Source organism: Hydrogenophaga sp. GW101-3F08, assembly GCF_059424585.1.
The window spans coordinates 35,947-54,360 of sequence record NZ_JBWKZP010000003.1 but is presented as its reverse complement, the minus strand read 5'-3'; the positions used below and the strand labels follow the sequence as shown (position 1 = coordinate 54,360).

17 protein-coding genes and 1 tRNA gene are annotated in these 18,414 nt (G+C 71.8%); 11 read left to right on the top strand and 7 right to left on the bottom strand.

Features of this window, described 5'->3' with window-relative positions:
• Position 1 precedes the first annotated feature (1 nt).
• On the top strand, positions 2 to 1,339 hold the full coding sequence (locus AC07YZ_RS09765; RefSeq protein ID WP_494794605.1) for a dihydroorotase: 1,338 nt from the start codon (positions 2 to 4) through the stop codon (positions 1,337 to 1,339).
• Entirely contained in the window at positions 1,336 to 2,088 is a 753-nt protein-coding gene (locus AC07YZ_RS09760) for a lysophospholipid acyltransferase family protein (RefSeq protein ID WP_226491600.1), read from the top strand. The genes AC07YZ_RS09765 and AC07YZ_RS09760 overlap by 4 nt, the downstream gene beginning before the upstream one ends.
• Before the next feature lie 24 nt (positions 2,089 to 2,112).
• On the opposite strand, the gene AC07YZ_RS09755 is transcribed toward AC07YZ_RS09760, so the two are convergent.
• Positions 2,113 to 2,766 carry a glutathione S-transferase family protein gene (locus AC07YZ_RS09755; protein ID WP_226491601.1) on the bottom strand — a complete coding sequence of 218 codons (654 nt, stop codon included), beginning with the start codon at positions 2,764 to 2,766 and terminating at the stop codon, positions 2,113 to 2,115.
• 136 nt (positions 2,767 to 2,902) lie between these two features.
• Between AC07YZ_RS09755 and AC07YZ_RS09750 the strand changes: the two genes are divergently transcribed.
• The 6 genes from AC07YZ_RS09750 to AC07YZ_RS09725 all read left to right on the top strand — a co-directional run bounded on the left by AC07YZ_RS09750 (position 2,903) and on the right by AC07YZ_RS09725 (position 5,996).
• Entirely contained in the window at positions 2,903 to 3,289 is a 387-nt protein-coding gene (locus tag AC07YZ_RS09750) for a DUF2946 domain-containing protein (protein ID WP_494794604.1), read from the top strand.
• Positions 3,290 to 3,354: 65 nt separating this feature from the next.
• Entirely contained in the window at positions 3,355 to 4,014 is a 660-nt protein-coding gene (locus tag AC07YZ_RS09745; protein ID WP_226491603.1) for an SCO family protein, read from the top strand.
• Between the two features lie 55 nt (positions 4,015 to 4,069).
• The gene (locus AC07YZ_RS09740; protein ID WP_494794603.1) at positions 4,070 to 4,546 is read left to right on the top strand and encodes a copper chaperone PCu(A)C; all 477 of its coding nucleotides are present in this window, start codon (positions 4,070 to 4,072) and stop codon (positions 4,544 to 4,546) included.
• Between the two features lie 47 nt (positions 4,547 to 4,593).
• Entirely contained in the window at positions 4,594 to 4,983 is a 390-nt protein-coding gene (locus tag AC07YZ_RS09735; RefSeq protein ID WP_494794602.1) for a DUF2946 family protein, read from the top strand.
• 87 nt (positions 4,984 to 5,070) lie between these two features.
• On the top strand, positions 5,071 to 5,724 hold the full coding sequence (locus tag AC07YZ_RS09730; protein WP_494794601.1) for a cyclic nucleotide-binding domain-containing protein: 654 nt from the start codon (positions 5,071 to 5,073) through the stop codon (positions 5,722 to 5,724).
• The gene (locus AC07YZ_RS09725) at positions 5,721 to 5,996 is read left to right on the top strand and encodes a hypothetical protein (protein ID WP_494794600.1); all 276 of its coding nucleotides are present in this window, start codon (positions 5,721 to 5,723) and stop codon (positions 5,994 to 5,996) included. Before AC07YZ_RS09730 ends, AC07YZ_RS09725 begins: the two co-directional genes overlap by 4 nt.
• Positions 5,997 to 6,095: 99 nt before the next feature.
• On the opposite strand, the gene AC07YZ_RS09720 is transcribed toward AC07YZ_RS09725, so the two are convergent.
• Positions 6,096 to 7,220, bottom strand: a complete 1,125-nt coding sequence (locus tag AC07YZ_RS09720; protein WP_494794599.1) for an ABC transporter ATP-binding protein — start codon at positions 7,218 to 7,220, stop codon at positions 6,096 to 6,098.
• 151 nt (positions 7,221 to 7,371) lie between these two features.
• Here AC07YZ_RS09720 and AC07YZ_RS09715 point away from each other — a divergent pair, with 151 nt between their 5' ends.
• A complete protein-coding gene (locus AC07YZ_RS09715) occupies positions 7,372 to 8,979 on the top strand; it encodes an ABC transporter permease (protein ID WP_494794598.1) in 1,608 nt (535 codons plus the stop codon).
• A 43-nt stretch (positions 8,980 to 9,022) separates the two neighbouring features.
• Here the strand turns inward: AC07YZ_RS09715 and AC07YZ_RS09710 are convergent, their stop codons facing one another.
• Positions 9,023 to 9,451: a VOC family protein gene (locus AC07YZ_RS09710; protein ID WP_494794597.1), complete on the bottom strand. Its 429-nt coding sequence runs from the start codon at positions 9,449 to 9,451 to the stop codon at positions 9,023 to 9,025.
• A gap of 257 nt (positions 9,452 to 9,708) precedes the next feature.
• On the opposite strand from AC07YZ_RS09710, the gene AC07YZ_RS09705 reads away from it, so the two are divergent.
• Positions 9,709 to 10,149: a nucleoside deaminase gene (locus tag AC07YZ_RS09705; protein WP_068167234.1), complete on the top strand. Its 441-nt coding sequence runs from the start codon at positions 9,709 to 9,711 to the stop codon at positions 10,147 to 10,149.
• Between the two features lie 67 nt (positions 10,150 to 10,216).
• Here AC07YZ_RS09705 and AC07YZ_RS09700 read toward each other — a convergent pair.
• Positions 10,217 to 10,291 (bottom strand) — tRNA-Arg (locus AC07YZ_RS09700).
• Between the two features lie 43 nt (positions 10,292 to 10,334).
• Entirely contained in the window at positions 10,335 to 11,270 is a 936-nt protein-coding gene (locus tag AC07YZ_RS09695) for a LysR family transcriptional regulator (RefSeq protein WP_494794596.1), read from the bottom strand.
• 138 nt (positions 11,271 to 11,408) lie between these two features.
• Between AC07YZ_RS09695 and AC07YZ_RS09690 the strand changes: the two genes are divergently transcribed.
• Entirely contained in the window at positions 11,409 to 12,053 is a 645-nt protein-coding gene (locus tag AC07YZ_RS09690; RefSeq protein ID WP_226491612.1) for an FMN-dependent NADH-azoreductase, read from the top strand.
• Between the two features lie 5 nt (positions 12,054 to 12,058).
• On the opposite strand, the gene AC07YZ_RS09685 is transcribed toward AC07YZ_RS09690, so the two are convergent.
• Positions 12,059 to 16,330, bottom strand: coding sequence for a translocation/assembly module TamB domain-containing protein (locus AC07YZ_RS09685; RefSeq protein WP_494794595.1), 4,272 nt, complete (start codon positions 16,328 to 16,330; stop codon positions 12,059 to 12,061).
• A 16-nt stretch (positions 16,331 to 16,346) separates the two neighbouring features.
• Positions 16,347 to 18,407 (bottom strand): autotransporter assembly complex protein TamA, encoded by a 2,061-nt coding sequence (locus AC07YZ_RS09680; RefSeq protein ID WP_494794594.1) that lies wholly within the window; start codon positions 18,405 to 18,407, stop codon positions 16,347 to 16,349.
• Between the last annotated feature and the right edge of the window lie 7 nt (positions 18,408 to 18,414).

Here is an 18,414-nt window from a genome sequence, read left to right as displayed (position 1 = left end):
CATGAAAATCCTGATTCAGAACGGCCGTGTCATGGACCCGGCCACCGGCCGCGACGAGATGGCCGACGTGGCGATCGCCGCGGGTCGCATCATCGCCATCGGCAACGTGGCCGCCGACTTCCACCCCAACCGCACGATCGACGCCACCGGTTGCGTGGTCGCGCCCGGTCTGGTGGACCTGGCGGTGCGCCTGCGCGAACCCGGGCAGGAGCACGCGGGCATGCTGGAGAGCGAGATGGCCGCGGCGGTGACCGGGGGCGTGACCGCGCTGGTCTGCCCACCCGATACCGAACCCGTGCTCGACGAACCCGGCCTGGTGGACATGCTCAAGTTCCGCGCCGAGAAGCTGCACCAGTCGCGCGTGTTCCCGCTGGGCGCGCTCACGCGCGGCCTGCAGGGCGAGGTGCTCACCGAGATGGCCGAGCTCACCGAGTCGGGCTGCATCGGCTTTGGCCAGGCCGAGGTGCCCATCGTCAACCACCAGGTGCTGCAGCGTGCGCTGCAGTACGCCGCCACCTTCGGCTTCACCGTGTGGCTGCGTCCGCAGGATTTCTGGCTTGGCAAGGGCGTGGCCGCCAGCGGCCCGCTGGCCACGCGCATGGGTCTGGCCGGCGTGCCGGTGATGGCCGAGACCATCGCGCTGCACACGCTGTTCGAGCTGCTGCGCGCGGTGCACGGCAAAGGCAGCGAAGCGCGTGTGCACCTCTGCCGCATCAGCAGCGCCGCCGGTCTGGCCCTGGTGCGCCAGGCCAAGGCCGAGGGGTTGCCGGTGAGTTGCGACGTGAGCGTGCACAACCTGCACCTGACCGACGTGGACATCGGCTACTACGACAGCCGGCTGCGCTTGCAGCCGCCGGTGCGCCAGCAGCGCGACCGCGATGCCCTGCGCGCCGGTCTGGCCGACGGCACCATCGACGCCCTGGTGTCCGACCACAACCCGGTCGACAGCGACGCCAAGACGCTGCCGTTCGCCGAGGCCGAACCCGGCGCCACCGCCGTGGAACTGCTGCTCGGCCTGGCCTGCAAGTGGGCGCAGCAGGACGGCCTGGGCCTGATGCAGGCGCTCGCCGTGCTCACCACCGGCCCGCAGGCGGTGCTGGGCAGCAGCCTGGGCACGCTGGCGCACAGCGTGGGCCGGTTGGCGGTGGGTGGCCAGGCCGACCTCTGCGTCTTCGACCCCAACGCCAGCTGGCGCGTGGAGCCCACGGGCCTGCGCAGCCAGGGCAAACACACGCCGTTCGAAGGCCATGAAATGCCGGTGCGCGTGCGCGCCACCCTGGTGGGTGGGCAGGTGGCCCACGAGGCGGCCCGCGCCGCCGCGGTCCACGCGCTGGCGTGAGCGTCGCCCGCGTGTCCCCGCTGGTGGCCGCGTGGCGCGCGGTGCGGGCGCTGGTGCACGTATTGGGCGGGTTGTGGACCATCCGCAGCGAGTTCGGGCGGCTCACGCCCGCGCAGTGCGAGTTGCTGGTGCGCGAATGGTCGCGCCAGATGTTGCGCATCATGGGCGTGGAGCTGGTGGTGCGCGGCACGCCGCCCGCGCGCGGCCCGGTGCTGCTGGTGGCCAACCACGTCTCCTGGCTCGACATCCTGGTGATGAACGCGGCCCAGCCCGCGCGCTTCATCTCCAAGGCCGACGTGAAACACTGGCCGGTGCTGGGTGCGCTCATCACCGGGGTGGGCACGCTCTACATCGAGCGCGAGAGCCGGCGCGACGCCATGCGCGTGGTGCACCAGATGGCCGAACGCCTGCGTGCCCAAGACACCATCGCCGTGTTTCCCGAAGGCACCACGGGCGACGGCCGTGCGCTGTTGCCGTTCCATGCCAACCTGTTTCAGGCGGCGATCTCGGCCAATGCGCCGGTGCTGCCGGTGGCGCTGGCTTTTGTCGACGGCGCCAGCGGCCAGCGCAGCGACGCCCCCCTGTTCATCGGCGACACCACCTTGCTGGCCTCCCTCTGGAGCACCTTGCGCGCCAGCGGCCTGCAGGCGGTGGTGCACTACGGCGAACCCCAGCGTTTTCAGGGGCGCGACCGGCGCACCTGGGCGCAGGACATGCGCGCCGAGGTGGCTCGCCTGCTCGGCCTCTGAGCCGCCACCGGAGCTCGAAGCGGTTCAGGCTTTGGCGGCGCGGGCGCGCTGCAGCATCAGCTCGGTGCTGGTCTTGCGATCGGCGTTCACCCGCTGCACCGCAGGCCGTTCACCGAGGCGCTTGAGGTAGTCGCGCACCGGCAGATCGGCCAGGTGGTCGCGGCCGTAGATGATCCTGGTGGCGCTGCTGACCAGCGGCAGGTGGACCGCGGCGGCGACGTCTGCCAGGGTGAACTTCTCTCCGGCGATGAAGGGCGAGAACATGGCCAGCTTGGCGAACGCGGCGACGTTCTTCTCCAGTTGCTGGCCCACCTTTTCCTTGGCCGCGTCGCTCACCTGGCCGCCAAAGAAGGCCTCGGGGTAGAGGTTGCGCGCCACGAGTTCCAGGTGCAGCTCGATGAAGCGCAGCAGCTCGCGCACCTTGGCCGCCGCGAAGGCGTCGCCGGGCAGGAGCGGGTGCTGGGGGTAGGTGTCTTCCAGGTATTCCAGGATCACCGTGGACTCGCACATCGGGCCCCGCTCGGTGAGCAGGTAGGGCACCTTGCCCAGCGGGCTGGCGGCCTTGTCGGTCTCGCCCACCCAGGCCAGCACCTCTTCAAACGGCACACCCTTTTCGAGCAGGGCGAGCTTGACCTTGTTGTAATAGTTGCTGGCGGCGAAGCCACAAAGCTTGAGCATGGGTTGTCTCCGGGTGGGGTCTGTTGGCAGCGGGTTTTGAGGCCCTGCATGGTATCGGCCGCCGGTGGCCTGCGGGCGTCGCGCAGGCAACAGCGATTGGCTGGGCCGGGGCGTGGCGGGCTGCTAAACTGCGCCGATGCCGTTCGCCCGCGCCCACCGCCGTTTCACCGCCTGGCTGGCCATGCTTGCCATGGTGCTGGGCGCGCTGGCGCCCACCGTGGCGCAGGCGGTCGTGGCCTCTTCGGCGCACGACGGCTGGGTGCAGGTGTGCAGCGTCAGCGGCATGGTGTGGGTCCAGACCGATGCCGACCCGGCCTCCGGTGACGGCAACCCCATGGCGTCCGGCACCATGGACTGCCCCTGGTGCAGCCTGCATGGCGGCGTAGCCGGGCTGCCGCCGGTGTCGGCGCACGCCGAGCCACTGCAGCCGCAGGCCCAGCCGCTCCCGGTCTATTTCCACGCCGCCGCGCTGCGCGGCACCTGGGCCCCCGGCCTGGCCCGCGCACCCCCGCTCTCCGCCTGAACCCACCACGGTTGCACACCCCGTTCGTGGGTGCTGCGTGTGTTCCCTGATGTTCAGGAGGCCCCATGCCTCGTTTTCCTGTCTCTCGTGCGGGTGCGCCCGCCGACCCCCGCCGCCGTGCGGCCACCCTGTGGCTGGGCGGGTTGGCCCTGGGCACGGGCGGCCTGCTCGCCGGTTGTGACCAGACACCCCTGGGCGCGCCGGCCCCGGTGTTCAAGGGCATCGACATCACCGGCGCCGCCTATGGGCGCCAGTTCGCGCTGACCGATTTCAACGGCCAACCGCGCACCCTGGCCGACTACCGCGGCCAGGTGGTGATGCTGTATTTCGGCTTCGTGCAGTGCCCCGATGTGTGCCCCACGGCACTCACGCGGGCCGCCGCCGTGAAGCAGCAACTCGGCGCCGACGCCGCGCAGCTGCAGGTGATCTTCGTCACCGTGGACCCGGAGCGCGACACGCCCGAGCTGCTGCGCGACTACATGGCCGCGTTCGACCCCTCGTTCATGGCGCTCACCGGCAGCCCGGCGCAGATCAAGGCCGTGGCCGACGAATTCCGGGTCTATTACAAGAAGGTCCCGACCGGCAGCACCTACACCATGGACCACACCGCGCTGAGCTATCTGTTCGACCGCGAAGGCCGCATCCGCGTGGTGCTGCGCCACGAACAGACGGCCGACGACTACACCGCCGACATCCGGCAACTGCTGGCCCAGACGCCGGCCTGAAGCTTTCCCTTCTTTCCTTTTCTCTCAACCTTTCTCAACACAACAGGAGTTCCCCATGAAAAAACTGCTCATCGCTTCGCTGATCGCCGTCACCGCCGGTGCCTGGGCACAGACCACGGTCAAGGTCGAAGACGCCTGGGTGCGCGGCACCGTGGCCACGCAAAAGGCCTCGGGCGCCTTCATGCGCCTCACGCCCTCGGCCAACGCCCGTCTGGTGGCGGTCGAGTCGCCCGTGGCCGGTGTCGTGGAAATCCACGAAATGGCGATGGACAACGACGTCATGAAGATGCGCCAGGTTCCCGGGCTGGAGCTGGCCGCTGGCCGCACCACGGAGCTCAAGCCCGGTGGCCTTCATGTGATGCTGATGGACCTGAAGCAGCCGCTCAAGGGCGGCGAGAGCGTGCCCCTCACACTGGTGTTCGAAGACGCCGCCAAGCAGCGCTTCACGCAGGAAATCAAGGCGCCCGTGACCGCGCTGGGTGGCGGCAACGCGGCCATGCCCATGAAGCCGGGCATGGAGCACAAGCACTGAGCCTCGACGGTCTGCGCCGAGTCGCCTTCGTCTGATCCGAAAACCCCATGCCGGTCCGCCCGATGCGCCTGCTTGCGCGCGCCCTGCTGGGCGCGATGCTGCTGGCCGCGCTCGCGCCGGCCATCTCGCGCGCGCTGGCCTCCACGCGTGGGGCGGGCGATTGGGTGGAAATCTGCACCACCACCGGGATGCGCTGGGTGCAGCTGCAGGCCCCCGGCCCGCAAGGCGCCGCGGCCGATGCCGACGATCTGGCCCACGCGCTGGATTTCTGTGGCCATTGCAGCCTGGCGGCCGAACGGTTCGCACCGCTGATCCCGAGCCTGCCGGCCGTGGCGGTCCTGCCCGGCCAGCGTTCTCCACCCGGGTACATCGCCCGTGCCGCGCGGTCCTGCGCAGCGCCCCACCCAGCCGCGCGCGGCCCCCCGCTCCTGGTCTGACCCACCGGCCTCCCCCCGTGGAGGAGGCCCCGTCTTGCCGCCGCTGCACGCCATCGGCGGCCGGTTCGTCAGTTTCAGGAGCCCATCATGACCCCCTCCGTCCGTCCGGACGCGCGCGCCTTTGCGAAGGCCGAGTCCGTTTTTCTCGCCGGCGAAACCGGCCCCGTGTGGCGCGTGGTTGAAGGCGTCGTTCGCCTCGACCGCGACAGCGGTCCGATCCGCCAGCCGGTGCAGCTTGCCCTGCCGGGCGACATGATCGGCATCGATGCCCTGTGCGAGCGGCGCTACCAGTTCAGCGCCACCGCCTTCACCGCCTGCCGTCTGGAGCCGGTGCCGCTGGGCGCCGGCGGTCCGCGCGTGCCGCTGCTGCAGCAAGCCTTGCTGCAGCACCAGGACCGCAGCGAAGACATGACCGCCCTGCGCACCGGCAGCGTGCCACAGCGCATCACCCACCTGCTGTGCCTGATGGGCCTGGAGTGGCGGCCCGACGGGAGGGCGTTGGGCGGTGAGGCCGATGCCATCCGCGACGCCTTGCCCACCCTGCGCGAGGTGGCGCAGGTGGTCGATGCGAAGACCGAGACCGTGTGCCGTGCGTTGGCGCAACTGTTGCCCCCGCGCAGCCGCAAGAGCGGACCGGTGCGCGCCGTGCGCGACTGGTCGAGCACCGCCCCCGGGCGCCTGGCCACGGCCTGGGCGACCCACGCGGCACCGCCCATCTGCTGCAGGACATCCCCGGCGTGAGCCTCGACGGCGCCGGGGGCGTGTCCAGCCTGCCCTCGGCGGCGGCATCCTGGCCGAGGCGCGCGCCAAACATGGGTGAAAGCGACCGCCTGCGCGCGGGCACGGATCTGCAGCGCCACCGCATCAACGACTGGTGGACGCCCACGGGCGGCGCCTGCGTCGGCCAGGGCACCACGATGAGCAAACCCATGCTGCCCAACCACCCGCAGTGGGGCACGGCCGTGCCGGGCATGGGCCGCACAGTGTACGCGGGCGTGAACCTGAAGTTCTGAGCTTGCTGAGCGATTGAGGAGGGTGCTGCGAGCGCGCCGTTCTCAGCGCTCCACTCGGTGTGGTGCTTCCCGCAGGCCGCGGCGGACCGCCGAACCCGATCAGAGGCGGGTGTCGGCGACCGGCCTCTTGGCGCCCGGCGCGGGTGGCGAGGTGGCGCCCGCGCCGCGCGCGAACGTGACCACGTGGTCCACCTCGGCGCGGATGCCGATCCACTCGCCCACCGCGTGGTTGTGGTGCGAGGGCACGTGGGTCATCAGCACCTCGCCACTGGCCAGGCGCAGGGTGTAGAGAAACTCGGAGCCGCGAAACGCCTTGCGGATGATCTGCGCCTTGGCCGGCGCGCCGTCGTCGTGCACGATGTCGTCGGCGCGCAGCAGCACGTCGCACAGCCCCGCCTCGTAGGCGCTGGGCAGCGGGCATTCGTCCACGTCGTGCAGCGCGCCCAGCGGCGTCTGCACCGACACCTCGGTGCCCACCAGCTGGATCTGCGCGGGCGCGAACACGCCGTGGCCGATGAACTCGGCCACGAAGCGCGTGGCCGGGCGGTGGTAGAGCGCGTAGGCGTCGTCCCACTGGTGCAGATGGCCCTCGTGCATGACGCCGATCACGTCGCCAATGGCAAAGGCTTCGAGCTGGTCGTGCGTGACGAACAGGGCGGTGGCGCCCGCGGCCTTCAGGATGCCGCGCACCTCGTGCGCCAGCCGCTCGCGCAGATCCACGTCGAGGTTGGAAAACGGCTCGTCCAGCAGCAGCAGGCGCGGGCGCGGCGCCAGCGCGCGGGCCAGCGCCACACGCTGCTGCTGCCCGCCCGAGAGCTCGTGCGGAAAGCGGCGCTGCAGGCCGTCCAGCCCCACCAGTTGAAGCACCTCGGCCACGCGGGCCTCGCGTTCGGCGCGTGGCAGGCGGTCGATGCCGAAGGCCACGTTGCGGCCCACGTCCAGGTGGGGAAAGAGCGCGTAGTCCTGGAACACCATGCCAATGCGGCGCTGCTCGGCCGGCATGTGGCGCTGGCCGTCGCTCACGGTCTCGCCTTCGAGCGTGATGCTGCCGCTGCTGGCGCGCTCCAGCCCGGCCACGGCGCGCAGCAGCGTGGTCTTGCCGCAGCCCGAGGGGCCGATCAGCACGCCGATGTCGCCGGCGCGCAGGCCCAGCGACACGCCGTCCACCGCCGCTTGCGGCTGGTCGGCGTAGTGCACACGCAGTTGCGAGACGTTGAGGAACATGGCACTGATTGTAGATAACTACAATTCTCATTTGTGTTGATGCGGATCAATGTCCGACCCCGGTCCTGCGGCGTGTGGGCCGTGCCATCATCCACGCGTTGTTTGCGCCCATTACCCCCGTCCGTTCCCTCACCCACCTTCATTGCCCTTCATGCTGCGCTGGCTGGCCCCGACCCTGTTGCTCCTGCTGGCCCTGGCGCTGACGCTGCCCGTGCTCGCGCTCGGGGCGTCCTGGCTGCAGTTCGACGCCGTGGCGCGCGATGTGCTCAGCCAGATGGCGCAGACCGTGCTGCCGGAGTACGCGCTCACCACGCTGCTGCTGTGCGTGAGCGTCGCGGTGGGCGTGGCCGTGGTGGGCATGACCACCGCCAGCGCGGTCACCCTGTTCGACTTCCCCGGCCGGCGCTTCTTTGAATGGGCGCTGCTGCTGCCCCTGGCCATGCCGGCCTACGTGGTCGCTTACGCCTACACCGACTTCCTCCAGTTCAGCGGCCCGCTGCAGGTGGGCCTGCGCGAAGGCTTCGGCCTCTCCGGGCGGGTGTTCCCCGAAATCCGCAACACGCCCGGTGCGGTCTGGGTGTTCACCTTTTCGCTCTACCCCTATGTGTACCTGCTGGCGCGCACCGCCCTGGCCGAACGCGCCGCCCAGCTGATGGAAGCCGCGCGCCTGCTCGGCGCGCCGCTGGCCCGGCGCATCCGCGAAGTGGCGCTGCCGCTGGCGCGCCCGGCCGTGGCCGCTGGCGTGGCGCTCGCGCTCATGGAAACCCTGGCCGACTTCGGTGTGGCCAGCTACTTCGGCATCCAGACCTTCACCGCCGGCATCTACAAAGCCTGGCTCTCCATGGACAACCGCCTGGCCGCCGCGCAACTGGCCACCGTGCTGCTCGCCACCGTGGCCCTGCTGCTCTGGCTGGAGCGCCGCGCCCAGCACCGCATGCGCTTTGCCTCGCTGCGCGGCCAGCGCGCGGGCAGTGCCGAGGCGCAGCCGGTGCGCCTGCGTGGCGGTCGCGCGGCGCTGGCCGTGGTGGCCTGCGGCCTGCCCATCCTGTTCGGGTTCGTGCTGCCCGTGCTCTTCATGCTGCGCCCGCTCATCGGCGGCTGGGACGAACTGCCCTGGACCATGTTCGTGCAGTGGTCGCGCAACAGCGTCTGGCTCGCCGGCCTGAGCGCCGCGCTGGCCACCGCCATCGCGCTGGCGCTGGCGTTCGCGCTGCGCGCGCGGCCCGGCGTGGTCACGCGCGGCGTGGTGCAGCTCGCCAGCCTGGGCTACGCGGTGCCGGGCGCGGTGATCGTGGTTGGCATCCTGCTGCCGGTGGGTTGGGTGCAGATGGTCCGGCCCGAGACCAGCGTGGGCTACTTCGTCACCGCCACCGTGCTGGGCATCGTCTGGGCCTACCTGGTGCGTTTCACCGCGGTGGCGCTGCAGTCGGTGCAGAGCGGCTACGCCCGCATCCCGGGCAGCCTGGACGACTCGGCCCGCATGCTCGGCACCACCGGCGCCGGCCTGGCCGCGCGCGTGCACTGGCCGCTGCTCAAGCGCTCCACCGCCGCCGCCCTGCTGCTGGTGTTCGTGGACGTCATGAAGGAACTGCCCGCCACCCTGGTGCTGCGCCCCTTCAACAGCGACACCCTGGCCGTGGTGACCTACCAGCTCGCACGCGACGAGCGCCTGGGCGAAGCCGCCTTGCCCGCGCTCACGTTGGTGCTGGTGGGGCTGGTGCCCGTGATTCTGCTGAGCCGGACGCTGCGGGCGCGGTAGGGCGCTTCGGCGCCAGGGATCGGTCCGCAGGATCCCATCACCGTCAGGTCGGCCGCATCTCCTTCGGCCCCCCGTTCACCGCCCAGGCCGTGCCAAACCGGTCGGTCAGCATGCCGAAGGTGTCGGCCCAGAAGGTGGCGGCCAGCGGCATCTGCACGGTGCCGCCTTGGGCGAGGGCGTTGAACACGCGTTCGGCGTCGGCCACGCCGGGGTAGGTCAGCGCCATCATCACGCCCTTCATGCCATCGAAGGGCATGCCGGGCGGTGTGTCGCCGGCCATCAGGGCGAAGTCGGGGTGCACCAGGTAGGCGTGCATGATCTTGTTGGCGTGTTCGGGCGGCACCGGTTCGCCGTCGGGCATCTGCCCGAACGTGATCAGGGCTTCGAGCTTGGCGTCGAGCACCTTGGCGTAGAACGCCATGGCTTCGGCGCAGTCGCCGTCGAAAGACAGGTAGGCACACAGCTGTGGCATGGGTTTCCTTTCAAGGGTGGTTTCGGGGTCGTGCATGGGAACGACGGACCAGACCCGCGGTTTTCGACACGAGCCCGGTGCGCGCCGACGAGCGGTCGGCCGGGTTCAGCGGTGCACCGGGTGGCCGTACTGGGGCCATCGCCGATTTTTCTGGCCGCGCGTGGAGTGCTCGCCACATCGCGGTGGTCGGTGCGGACACAATCTCCCCGACAGCAGGCGTTTCGTTTTCAACCCACGACCCAGGAAGGACAGAAGACATGGACCCGTTTCTGCAAGCCGCGATCGACGAAGCCCAGGCCGGCCGGGATGAGGGCGGCATTCCCATCGGCTCGGTCATCGTGCACCAGGGCAAGATCATCGGGCGCGGTCACAACCGCCGCGTGCAGCAGGGCAGCGCCATCCTGCACGGTGAGATGGACGCCTTTGAAAACGCTGGCCGCCAGAGCGCGCAGGTCTACCGCGAGTCGGTGCTCTACACCACGCTCTCGCCGTGCCCCATGTGCAGCGGGGCCATCCTGCTGTATGGCATTCCAAAGGTGGTGATCGGCGAAAACCAGACCTTCATGGGCGACGAAGACCTGCTGCGCAGCCGGGGCGTGGCGGTGGAGGTCCGTCAGGACCCGACCTGCGTGGGCCTGATGCGCGATTTCATCGCCGCCCAGCCGCAGCTCTGGAACGAGGACATCGGCGAGCCCTGAGCGGGCCGGTGGGCGCCCATCGCCGCCGACCGGGTGCGGCGCTTGGCGAATGGCGGCTCTGGGGTGGTGGTGCGGCCAGTAGGAATCGAACCTACATCTGGCCCTTAGGAGGGGCCCGTTCTATCCATTGAACTATGGCCGCAGGGAACGGCGCATTGTAAAGGGGGTCCGCGCGGGCCTCTGGCTCACGGCTCCTGCCCGGGGGCTTCGCTGCCCAGCAGGCTGCTGTGGGTGGGCACGTGTTCGCCCAGGAAATCGAGGAAGCAGCGCACGGCGGGGGTGAGGCCGCGGCGCGAGGGGAACACCGCATGCACCAGGCCGCGCGGCGTCTGCCAGTCGGGCAGCAGCCGGACCAGCCGGCCCTGGCGCAGATCGTCTTCGCACATGTAGCTGGGCAGCCAGCACATGCCGGTGCCGGCGAGCGCGGCCACGTGCAGCGTGAGCAGGTCGTCGGCCACGTAGCGCGGGGTGTGCTGCAGGATGGTCTGGCGCCCGTCCGGGCCGGTCAGGGGGATGCTGGCGCGGCCGTCGGTGGTGGACATGGCCATGCTGTCGAGCCGGCTCAGCTCGTCCAGCGTGGTGGGCGTGCCCTGGCGGGCCAGCAGGGCGGGGCTGGCCACCAGCACGGGCACGTCGTCCCCCAGACGCTTGACCACCAGACTGCCGCTGTCGTCCAGCGTGGTGCGCACGCGCAGCGCCACGTCCACGCCTTCTTCCACCAGATTCACCACGCGGTTGCTCACCAGCATTTCCACGCGCACCAGCGGGTGCTGCGCCAGGAAGTCGGGCATCAGCTCGGCCAGCACGGTCTGCGCCAGCGTGACCGGGCAGGTCACGCGGAGGGTGCCGCACGGTTCGGTCTGCACCTGGGCCACGGTGTCGGCCGCGGCCTGGGCCGATTCGCGCAGCGCCTGGCAGTGGCGCAGGTAGGCTTCGCCGACCTCGGTGAGCGAGAGCTTGCGCGTGGTGCGCTGCAGCAGGCGCACACCCAGTTGCGCCTCCAGACCGGCCACGCGGCGCGAGAGCCGCGATTTGGGCAGGCCCAGCGCCCGCCCGGCCGCCGCGAAGCCGCCGCGCTCCACCACTTCGGCGAATAACAGCATGTCGTTCAGGTCCTGCATGGCGCTTTTCTCGGTTGATTGTCCTGATTATGGAACGATGAATCTCAGAATTACCGCCTTATCAGTGAATCGATACAAAAATACAATCTATCCACCGCCACGTCACGTGGTTCCTCTTTCCGCTTTCAGGAGATCACCATGCAACTGCTGCACATCGATTCCGCCATCACCGGCGAACAGTCCGTTTCCCGCCAGCTCAGCGCCCGCACCGTGGCCGCCTGGGTCGCCACCCACCCCGGCACGCGGGTGCAGCACCTGGACCTGGCCGCCGACGTGGTGCCCCACCTGGGTGCCGACGCGCTGGGTTTCCGCACCGGTCAGGCTGCCGAAACCGCGATCCAGCGTGAAGAAAACGCGCTGTCCGAAGCGCTGGTGAGCCAGTTCCTGGCCGCCGACGTGATCGTGATCGGTGCGCCGCTCTACAACTTCTCGGTGCCCAGCCAGCTCAAGGCCTGGATCGACCGCGTGGCCCAGATCGGCCGCACTTTCAAATACACCGAAACCGGCCCGGTGGGCCTGGCCGGCGGCAAGACGGTGATCGTGGCCATCACGCGCGGCGGGGTGTATTCGACCAGCGAAGCCGGCCGCGCCATGGAACACCAGGAGAGTTATCTGCAGACCGTGTTCGGCTTCCTGGGCATCACCGATGTGCGCTTTGTGCGCGCCGAAGGCGTGGCCATGGGCCCGGACGCCAAGGCCCAAGCCCTGGCCACGGCCGAGAGCGAGATCCAGAGCCACACCGCGGTGGCGGCCAACCAGGCCGCCTTGGCCGAAGCGGCCTGATGGGGTCAATCGAATCTTTGGGTAAAGATCAGATCCAGCGCGTTTTCTTCGCCCGCGCGGGCGCGCAGCGTCAGGCGGCGTGACAGGTCGTAGAACATGGACACCGTGCCCATGGCGCCGGCCAGGCTGCGTTCGTAGGTCAGGTACAGCTGGCTCGACAGGCGTTTGCCCATCGTGACCGCGGACGCGGTGGTGCTGCCGTTGCTGGCCGTGCCTTCGCCCCGGTAGCTCAGTTCGTCCAGCCCGAGGGCGCTGGCCAGGCGGCTGTCGAGCCCGCCCTCGTTGCCCGCCAGCAGGGCCAGCGCGGCCTGCTGCAGCACGGCGGCTTCGGCGCCGGCGCCGCTGGCCGGGCGGCCCAGCACCAGCCAGGCGAGTTTTTCGCTGTCCGGCAGTTCCGGCGTGCTGATCAGGCGCACGCGCGGCGTCTGCGCGCTGCCGCTGATCTGCACGCCCACGCGCTGGCTGTCGTCGCGCGCCTGCGGGCGCACCGCGACGATGTCGAGCGTGGGGTTGTCGTAGGGCCCGGTGAAGCGCAGCACGCCGGTTTCGATGGCGAGCCGCTGGCCGTAGGCGCGGTAGGTGCCGTTGACGGCGCGCACTTCGCCCAGCACCCGCGGCTCGGGCTGCGTGGGCGTGGCGCGCACCTGCAGCTGGCCGCTCAGGCGGGACTGCAGGCCGCGGCCGCGCACCTCGAACTGCTCGCCCAGATCCAGATCGACCAGCACATCGGGCTGCACGCGCTGAGCGTCGTCGGCCGTCGGTGGGGGCAGGTTGCGCCCGCCGCGCACCACCACGTCGGCGCCCAGCGAGGGGGTGAGTTCGTCGGGCAGGATGAAGAGCGCCGAATCGGCGGTGAGCCGGCCGCGGATGTTGAGCAGCGGGCCGGCGAGCTGGGCCGTGATCTGGCCCGAGAGGGTGAGCCGGCGGTCGGCCCGGGTGGACACGCGCAGTTTGGTGGCGGTGGCCTGCAGGTCAATGAAGGTCTGGCGGCGCCCGCCGGACTCCACCGCGCGCCACTGGGCCACGCCGGTGGCGTCCAGCGTGCCACCCACTTCGGCGCCGCGCGGGCCTTGCAGGTGGAAGCGTTCGATGGTGACGCGGTCGCCCGTGAGCGTGGCGCGCAGCTGGCCGTTGGAGAACGAGAACCCGTCCACCACCGAGCGCAGCGCCAACTGGTCGGCCTGCAGCGTGCCGTTCCACTGCGGCACAGCGCGCGTGCCGCCGATCGTGGCGCTGGCCTGCAGGGTGCCGCGCATGCGCCAGCCCGGTGGCGCCAGCGCCGACCACACGCCCACCTCAGGCAGTTGCGCGCTGAGCGTGCCGCGCAGGGGCGCGCCGGCGGGCCACCAGCGGTCGAGCGCGCTGACGCCCGGGGTGGCGTCGGGGTTGGCGGCGAGTTCGGTGTCAAGGCTTGCGCTGGCCTGGCCCAGGCGCTCGCTGTCCCAGCGCAGGCGGGCCTGCACCGTGCGGCCCTGGGCGCTCAGGCTCAGACTCGCCTCGCGCACGCCGGCCTGCACCCGTTGGGCGGCGCTCCGGTTGGTGCCTGTGGGGGCGCTGGCATCGTTGTTGTTGTTGTTGTTGTTGTTGCTGTTGCCGCTGCTGCTGGTCTGCACCGAGAGGTCGCCGCCGGTGCGCTGCAGCCGGGCCGACAGGCGCAGCGGCGTGCCGGCCTGGGCGGGCAGCAGCAGGTCCCAGTCGCCGTCGAACAGCAGGTCGCCCACCACGCCGGCCTGGGTGATCGGGCCGCTGCTCTGGCCCTCGGCGGTGGCCAGCGCGTCCACCCAGGACAGCGGCAGACCGCGCAACTGCCCCTTGCTCTGGAACGCGCCGGCCTGCCAGCTCAGGCTGTCCCAGGCGAGCGTGAGCGGACGGGTGGCGATGGGCGCGACGGCGCGGGCGCTGGCCGTGGTGGGCGCACCCGCCACCGCGCGCACGCTGGGCAACAGCTGCAATTGGCCGGCAGCGGCCTGCAGGGCCAGGCCGGCGGCGCCGGTCTGCATGGCCAGCGACAGGGGAGCGCTGCTGTCGAGCGTCCAGTCCACCACGCGGTCGGGCCGTGAGGCGTCGCTGGCCCGCAGCCGCAGCGTGCGCAGGTCGAGCAAGGTGGACGCGGGGGCGCTGGCCGTGGCCCGGGTGTGGCGCAGGCGGCCCTGGGTGTCGAGCACCCCGCGCCACGGCGCCTGCGCCGCTTCGCCCCGGAGCTGCAGCGCCAGATCGGTCAGGGGGCCGCTGGCCTGCAGGCGCAGCTGGCGCACCTGCCAGGGGGTGTCGCCCGCCGCGTCGAGCTGGGGCAGGTCCAGCGAGGCCTCCAGTTTCAGCGGCACCGGGCGGCTGGCGCCCGCGCTGCCGCCAGCCGGGGCCGGGTGGCCGAGCTCGGCCAAGCCGCCTTGCCAGCGGGCCGCGAGCCGGGCCTGGCCGCTCAGCGCCAGCTCGCGCAGCGTGGGCTGTTGCGCTAGTAGCTCGGCCACGCGCGGGCCGATCACCGGCAGCGTGTCCAGCCCGCGCAGCCAGGCCAGCAACTGGCGGGCTTCATCGACCCGCAAGGCCAGATCGCCCCGGCCATCGGCGTGCGCCAGGGCGCCGTCGAAACGGCCGCTGGCGCCCGGCAGCCGCAGCGTGGCCTGGCCGGTGAAGGCCTTGGCGGTGAGGTCCACCCGGCCCTGGGCGCTGGCGCGGGCCAGCGCGGCGTCGAGCACGGCTTCGCTGAATTCGAATACGCCGCCCATGCCGCCCGGGCTGGTCGGCGCGGCGGGGGTCCAGCGGCCTTTCAACTTCGCTTCGTTCAGGCGCAGGCCGGGTGGGGCCTTGGCGGGTCGGCCGGGCGAGGACAGGACGCGCGCGTCCAGATCGATCGCCGCCGGGGCCGGGCCGCCAGTGCCGCCAGCTGCGGCGGGCGCGGCGGTGCGGGCGCTGAGCGTGGCGTCGAGCGCGGTGGTGGCCAGCGTGCTCCACAGCTGCGCCGGGTCCAGGTTGCGGGCCTGCAGCTCGCCTTGCCATTGCGCTGGCCCGGCGGCGCCCGCGGGCTGGAATGTGCCGCTGGCCTGCACCCGGGCGCGCCCGATCTGTGCCACCAGCTCGGGCAGCAGCCAGCGTTCGCCGCGCTGTTCCAGGCGGGCCTGCAGGCTTTGCAACGGCAGGCGCTGCTGGTCCCAGGGGCCGCTGTTGGCGTTGCTCAGGTCCACCCGGGCCAGCCAGGCCTGGCCGTCGGGTTGTGCGTGCACCGTGCCGCTGAGCGCCGTGGCCGGGGCCTGCGGCCAGAGCGTGGCCAGGTCGAGCCGGTGGGCGGTGGCGTCCAGGGCCTGCAGCGGTTGGGTGGCCCAGGGCATCACGCGGGCGGTGGCGGCGAGGGTGGGCGTGTCGCCGGGGGCGGGGCTGGAGGGCGCTGGTGGCGTGGCACCGGGTGCGGCGGGCGGCCCGGGCCGCACGTCCGCCGTCACGTCCAGGGTGGCGTCGCGGCCGGCCAGCGTGCCTGTGGCGGCGGCGGTGGCCTGCAGCGCCAGGCGGGCCGAGCCGCCGGGCAGCTCGGTCAGCACCGTGCCCTGGGCGCTCAACACCAGTGGCATCGGGGCCTGCGCGCCGAGCAGGGCCTGCAGGCGGTAGCGGCCCTGGGCCAGTTGTAGCGAATCGACGCTGAGCTGGTGGGTCTGCCGCACGCCGGGCCGCTCGCCCAGCGCGGTCCGGTCGCTGGCCTGGGCGTCGCCGTAGCGGTAGCGGCCCTGGAGGGTGTCGAGCGTGAGCGGGGTCGCGCCTTCGTAGGTGAAGCGGCCCACCGACCAGGCCAGCGACACCGGCAGCGGCAGCGCGAGCGACTGCACCGGTTCGCCCGGGGGCGTGGGCGCGCGCTGGTCGCGCACTTCCAGCCGTTCGATGGCGAGTTCCTGCAGGTGCACGCCGCGCCCGAGCAGGGCGTCGGTCCACAGGCGCGGGTTCCAGTGCAGGCGCACGCCGTGGGCCTGCACCTCCAGGCCGTTGAACGTCCAGCGCAGGCGCCCGATGGCGCCGCCATGGTGCAGGCTGCCCACGGCGCCTTCGGTTTCGAGTTGCCCCAGGGTGTCGGCGCGCTCGGCCAGCCAGTCCTGCGCCCAGCCCAGGGTCTGGCCGAGCGAGCCGGGGCTGGCGGCCCAGAGCCACAGCGCCAGCACCGCGGCCGCCAGCAGCGCGACCGGTGCGCCCAGCAACCACAGCAGCAGCCAGCGCAGGCCGCGCCAGCGCCGGGGCGCCGGCGCGCGCGGGGCTTCGCCGGGCGGGGCGGGGGGCGGGGTCTGGTCGCTGTCCATCGGTGGGCTCGGGGGCTCAGAACGTGAAGCCGACGTTGAAGTGCAGGCGCAGGGCCTTGGGCTTCACGCCGTAGGCCAGGTCCAGCTGCAGCGGGCCGACCGGGCTGTTGTAGCGCACGCCGGCGCCCACGCCCCATTGCGGCGGGCGCAGGTCGCCCGGCTCGTTGGCCACGGCACCGGCGTCCACGAACACCACGCTTTCCCAGGGGGTGCGCACGCCGTCGCGCCAGATCGGGCGCTGCCACTCGACGCTGGCCACCGCCAGGTAGCGCCCGGGCGAGACACCGCCGTCGGCCTGGGGGATGCCGATGTCGCGCAGGCCATAGCCGCGCACGCTGGTGTCGCCGCCGGTGAGGTAGAGCAGGGTTTCCGGTATGCCGGCGTCCTTGCGCGCCCACAGCGCGCCGCCTTCCAGGCGCAGCGCCAGCCGGCCGGCCTGGCCGGTCTCGTCGTCGCTGGGGCGGGCCACGCCCAGCGGCGGCGCACCGCGGCGCACCAGGCCCTCCAGCGTGTCGGCCAGGGCGGACACGCCCGAGTCGATGGGCCAGTAGCTCAGCCAGCGGGTGTGCAGCCGCACGAAGGGGAGGCGCGGGCTCTCCAGCGTGGTGCCCACGCCGATCTCCATGCCCAGGCCGTTGCCGGTCTTGGGCAGGGGCATGCTGTCGAAGCGGCGGCGCGTCCAGGCGTAGTTGACGCTGAGGGCCGATTCCGCGTGGGTGGTTTCCGGGCTGCCGAGCACGGCGTTTTCCGCGCGTGCGCGCTCGAACTGCAGGAAGTAACTGCGGTCCAGCGGGGTGCTGTCCTGCGAGCGGCCCGCGCGCAGGCGCTGGCTGGTGGTGGTGTCGAAACCGTCGATCTGGCGTGCCATCTGGGCGCTGGCGATCCAGCGCCAGCCCTGGCTGTCCACCGGCGCGCTCCACTGGCTGCTGAGCAACTGGTCTTCGCGCTCCAGCTGCAGCTTGTTCACCGACTGCCAGCCCAGGCCGGGCACGCGGTGGTGGGTGTACTCGGCCGAGAGGCGCGCGCCGTTGTCGGTGCTGCCGCCCACGCCGAGCACCAGCTTTTGCCGCGGGCTCTCGCGCAGTTGCACCACCACCGGCGCGGTGCCGTCCTGCGGGTGGTCGGTGTCGACGAACACGAACACCGAGTCGTAGGAGCCGGCCGCGGCGATGCGCTGCTGCGCGTCCTGCAGCTGGTCCAGGTCGTAGTCGCTGCCGGGCCTGAGGCCGGAGAGGTGCACCAGGTGCTCGACCGTGGCCGCCTCGTAGCGCTCGGCGCCTTCCACGCGCACCTCGCCCACCCGCAGGGGCGCACCCGAGTCCAGCTCCACGCTCAGGCGCGCGCTGTGGGTCTTGGGGTCGATGTCGGCCAGGCTGTTGGCCACGCGCCCCGTGGGGTAGCGGCGGGCGGTGAGCGCGCGCAGCACGTTCGTCTTGGCGCTGCTCCAGTCGGCCTGGGTGAAGCTCTGGCCGGGTTTGAGCGTCCAGGCGCGGGTGACGGCTTCGCGCTGCGCCGTGGCCTGCGGGTTGTTGGCGATGTCGCCCAGGAAATAGAGGTCGGCCGACTCGACCCGGGTGATCGGGCCCGGGTCGACCCGGATGCGCACCGTGCCCAGCGGGGTGGGGCCGGTGGCGGCAGGCTCGTCGATGTGGATCTCTGGCGCGAAATGGCCCAGCGTGCCCAGCAGGTTGCCCAGGTCGTCGGGCGTCTTGCCCAGCAACCGGTCCAGCTCGCTGGCGTCCAGGTCGCGCAGCGTGCGAAAGCGCATCAGCTCCATGTGGCGCAGCAGAAAGTCGCGCAGCTCGTCGTTGCCGGCCTGCAGGTCGACGTCGAAGCGCGGCGGCGCCGGGGCCCGCGTGCGCGGGGTGCGGCGGGTCGCCGAGGGCGCGAGTGTCTCCACGGCAGCGTCGTCGGTGGCCTCCTGGGCGGCCTCGGGGATGGGGGTGCCGGCGGCGGGCGCGGGCGCCGGCGAGGAGGTGGTCTGGGCCAGCGCCCAGAGGGGAAGCAGGACCACCGTACCCACCAGCCACAGGGGCGGTCGCGCCCATCCTGCGCGGCGCAGGAATGGAGATTTCATGCGGTGT

What these genes read in the sequence shown, in the direction of transcription:
- AC07YZ_RS09765 (WP_494794605.1), top strand. Translation starts at nt 2, where the DNA reads ATGAAAATCCTGATTCAGAACGGCCGTGTCATGGACCCGGCCACCGGC.
- AC07YZ_RS09755 (WP_226491601.1), bottom strand. Translation starts at nt 2,766, where the DNA reads ATGCTCAAGCTTTGTGGCTTCGCCGCCAGCAACTATTACAACAAGGTC.
- AC07YZ_RS09750 (WP_494794604.1), top strand. Translation starts at nt 2,903, where the DNA reads ATGCCGTTCGCCCGCGCCCACCGCCGTTTCACCGCCTGGCTGGCCATG.
- AC07YZ_RS09745 (WP_226491603.1), top strand. Translation starts at nt 3,355, where the DNA reads ATGCCTCGTTTTCCTGTCTCTCGTGCGGGTGCGCCCGCCGACCCCCGC.
- AC07YZ_RS09740 (WP_494794603.1), top strand. Translation starts at nt 4,070, where the DNA reads ATGAAAAAACTGCTCATCGCTTCGCTGATCGCCGTCACCGCCGGTGCC.
- AC07YZ_RS09735 (WP_494794602.1), top strand. Translation starts at nt 4,594, where the DNA reads ATGCCGGTCCGCCCGATGCGCCTGCTTGCGCGCGCCCTGCTGGGCGCG.
- AC07YZ_RS09730 (WP_494794601.1), top strand. Translation starts at nt 5,071, where the DNA reads ATGACCCCCTCCGTCCGTCCGGACGCGCGCGCCTTTGCGAAGGCCGAG.
- AC07YZ_RS09720 (WP_494794599.1), bottom strand. Translation starts at nt 7,220, where the DNA reads ATGTTCCTCAACGTCTCGCAACTGCGTGTGCACTACGCCGACCAGCCG.
- AC07YZ_RS09715 (WP_494794598.1), top strand. Translation starts at nt 7,372, where the DNA reads ATGCTGCGCTGGCTGGCCCCGACCCTGTTGCTCCTGCTGGCCCTGGCG.
- AC07YZ_RS09710 (WP_494794597.1), bottom strand. Translation starts at nt 9,451, where the DNA reads ATGCCACAGCTGTGTGCCTACCTGTCTTTCGACGGCGACTGCGCCGAA.
- AC07YZ_RS09705 (WP_068167234.1), top strand. Translation starts at nt 9,709, where the DNA reads ATGGACCCGTTTCTGCAAGCCGCGATCGACGAAGCCCAGGCCGGCCGG.
- AC07YZ_RS09695 (WP_494794596.1), bottom strand. Translation starts at nt 11,270, where the DNA reads ATGCAGGACCTGAACGACATGCTGTTATTCGCCGAAGTGGTGGAGCGC.
- AC07YZ_RS09690 (WP_226491612.1), top strand. Translation starts at nt 11,409, where the DNA reads ATGCAACTGCTGCACATCGATTCCGCCATCACCGGCGAACAGTCCGTT.
- AC07YZ_RS09685 (WP_494794595.1), bottom strand. Translation starts at nt 16,330, where the DNA reads ATGGACAGCGACCAGACCCCGCCCCCCGCCCCGCCCGGCGAAGCCCCG.
- AC07YZ_RS09680 (WP_494794594.1), bottom strand. Translation starts at nt 18,407, where the DNA reads ATGAAATCTCCATTCCTGCGCCGCGCAGGATGGGCGCGACCGCCCCTG.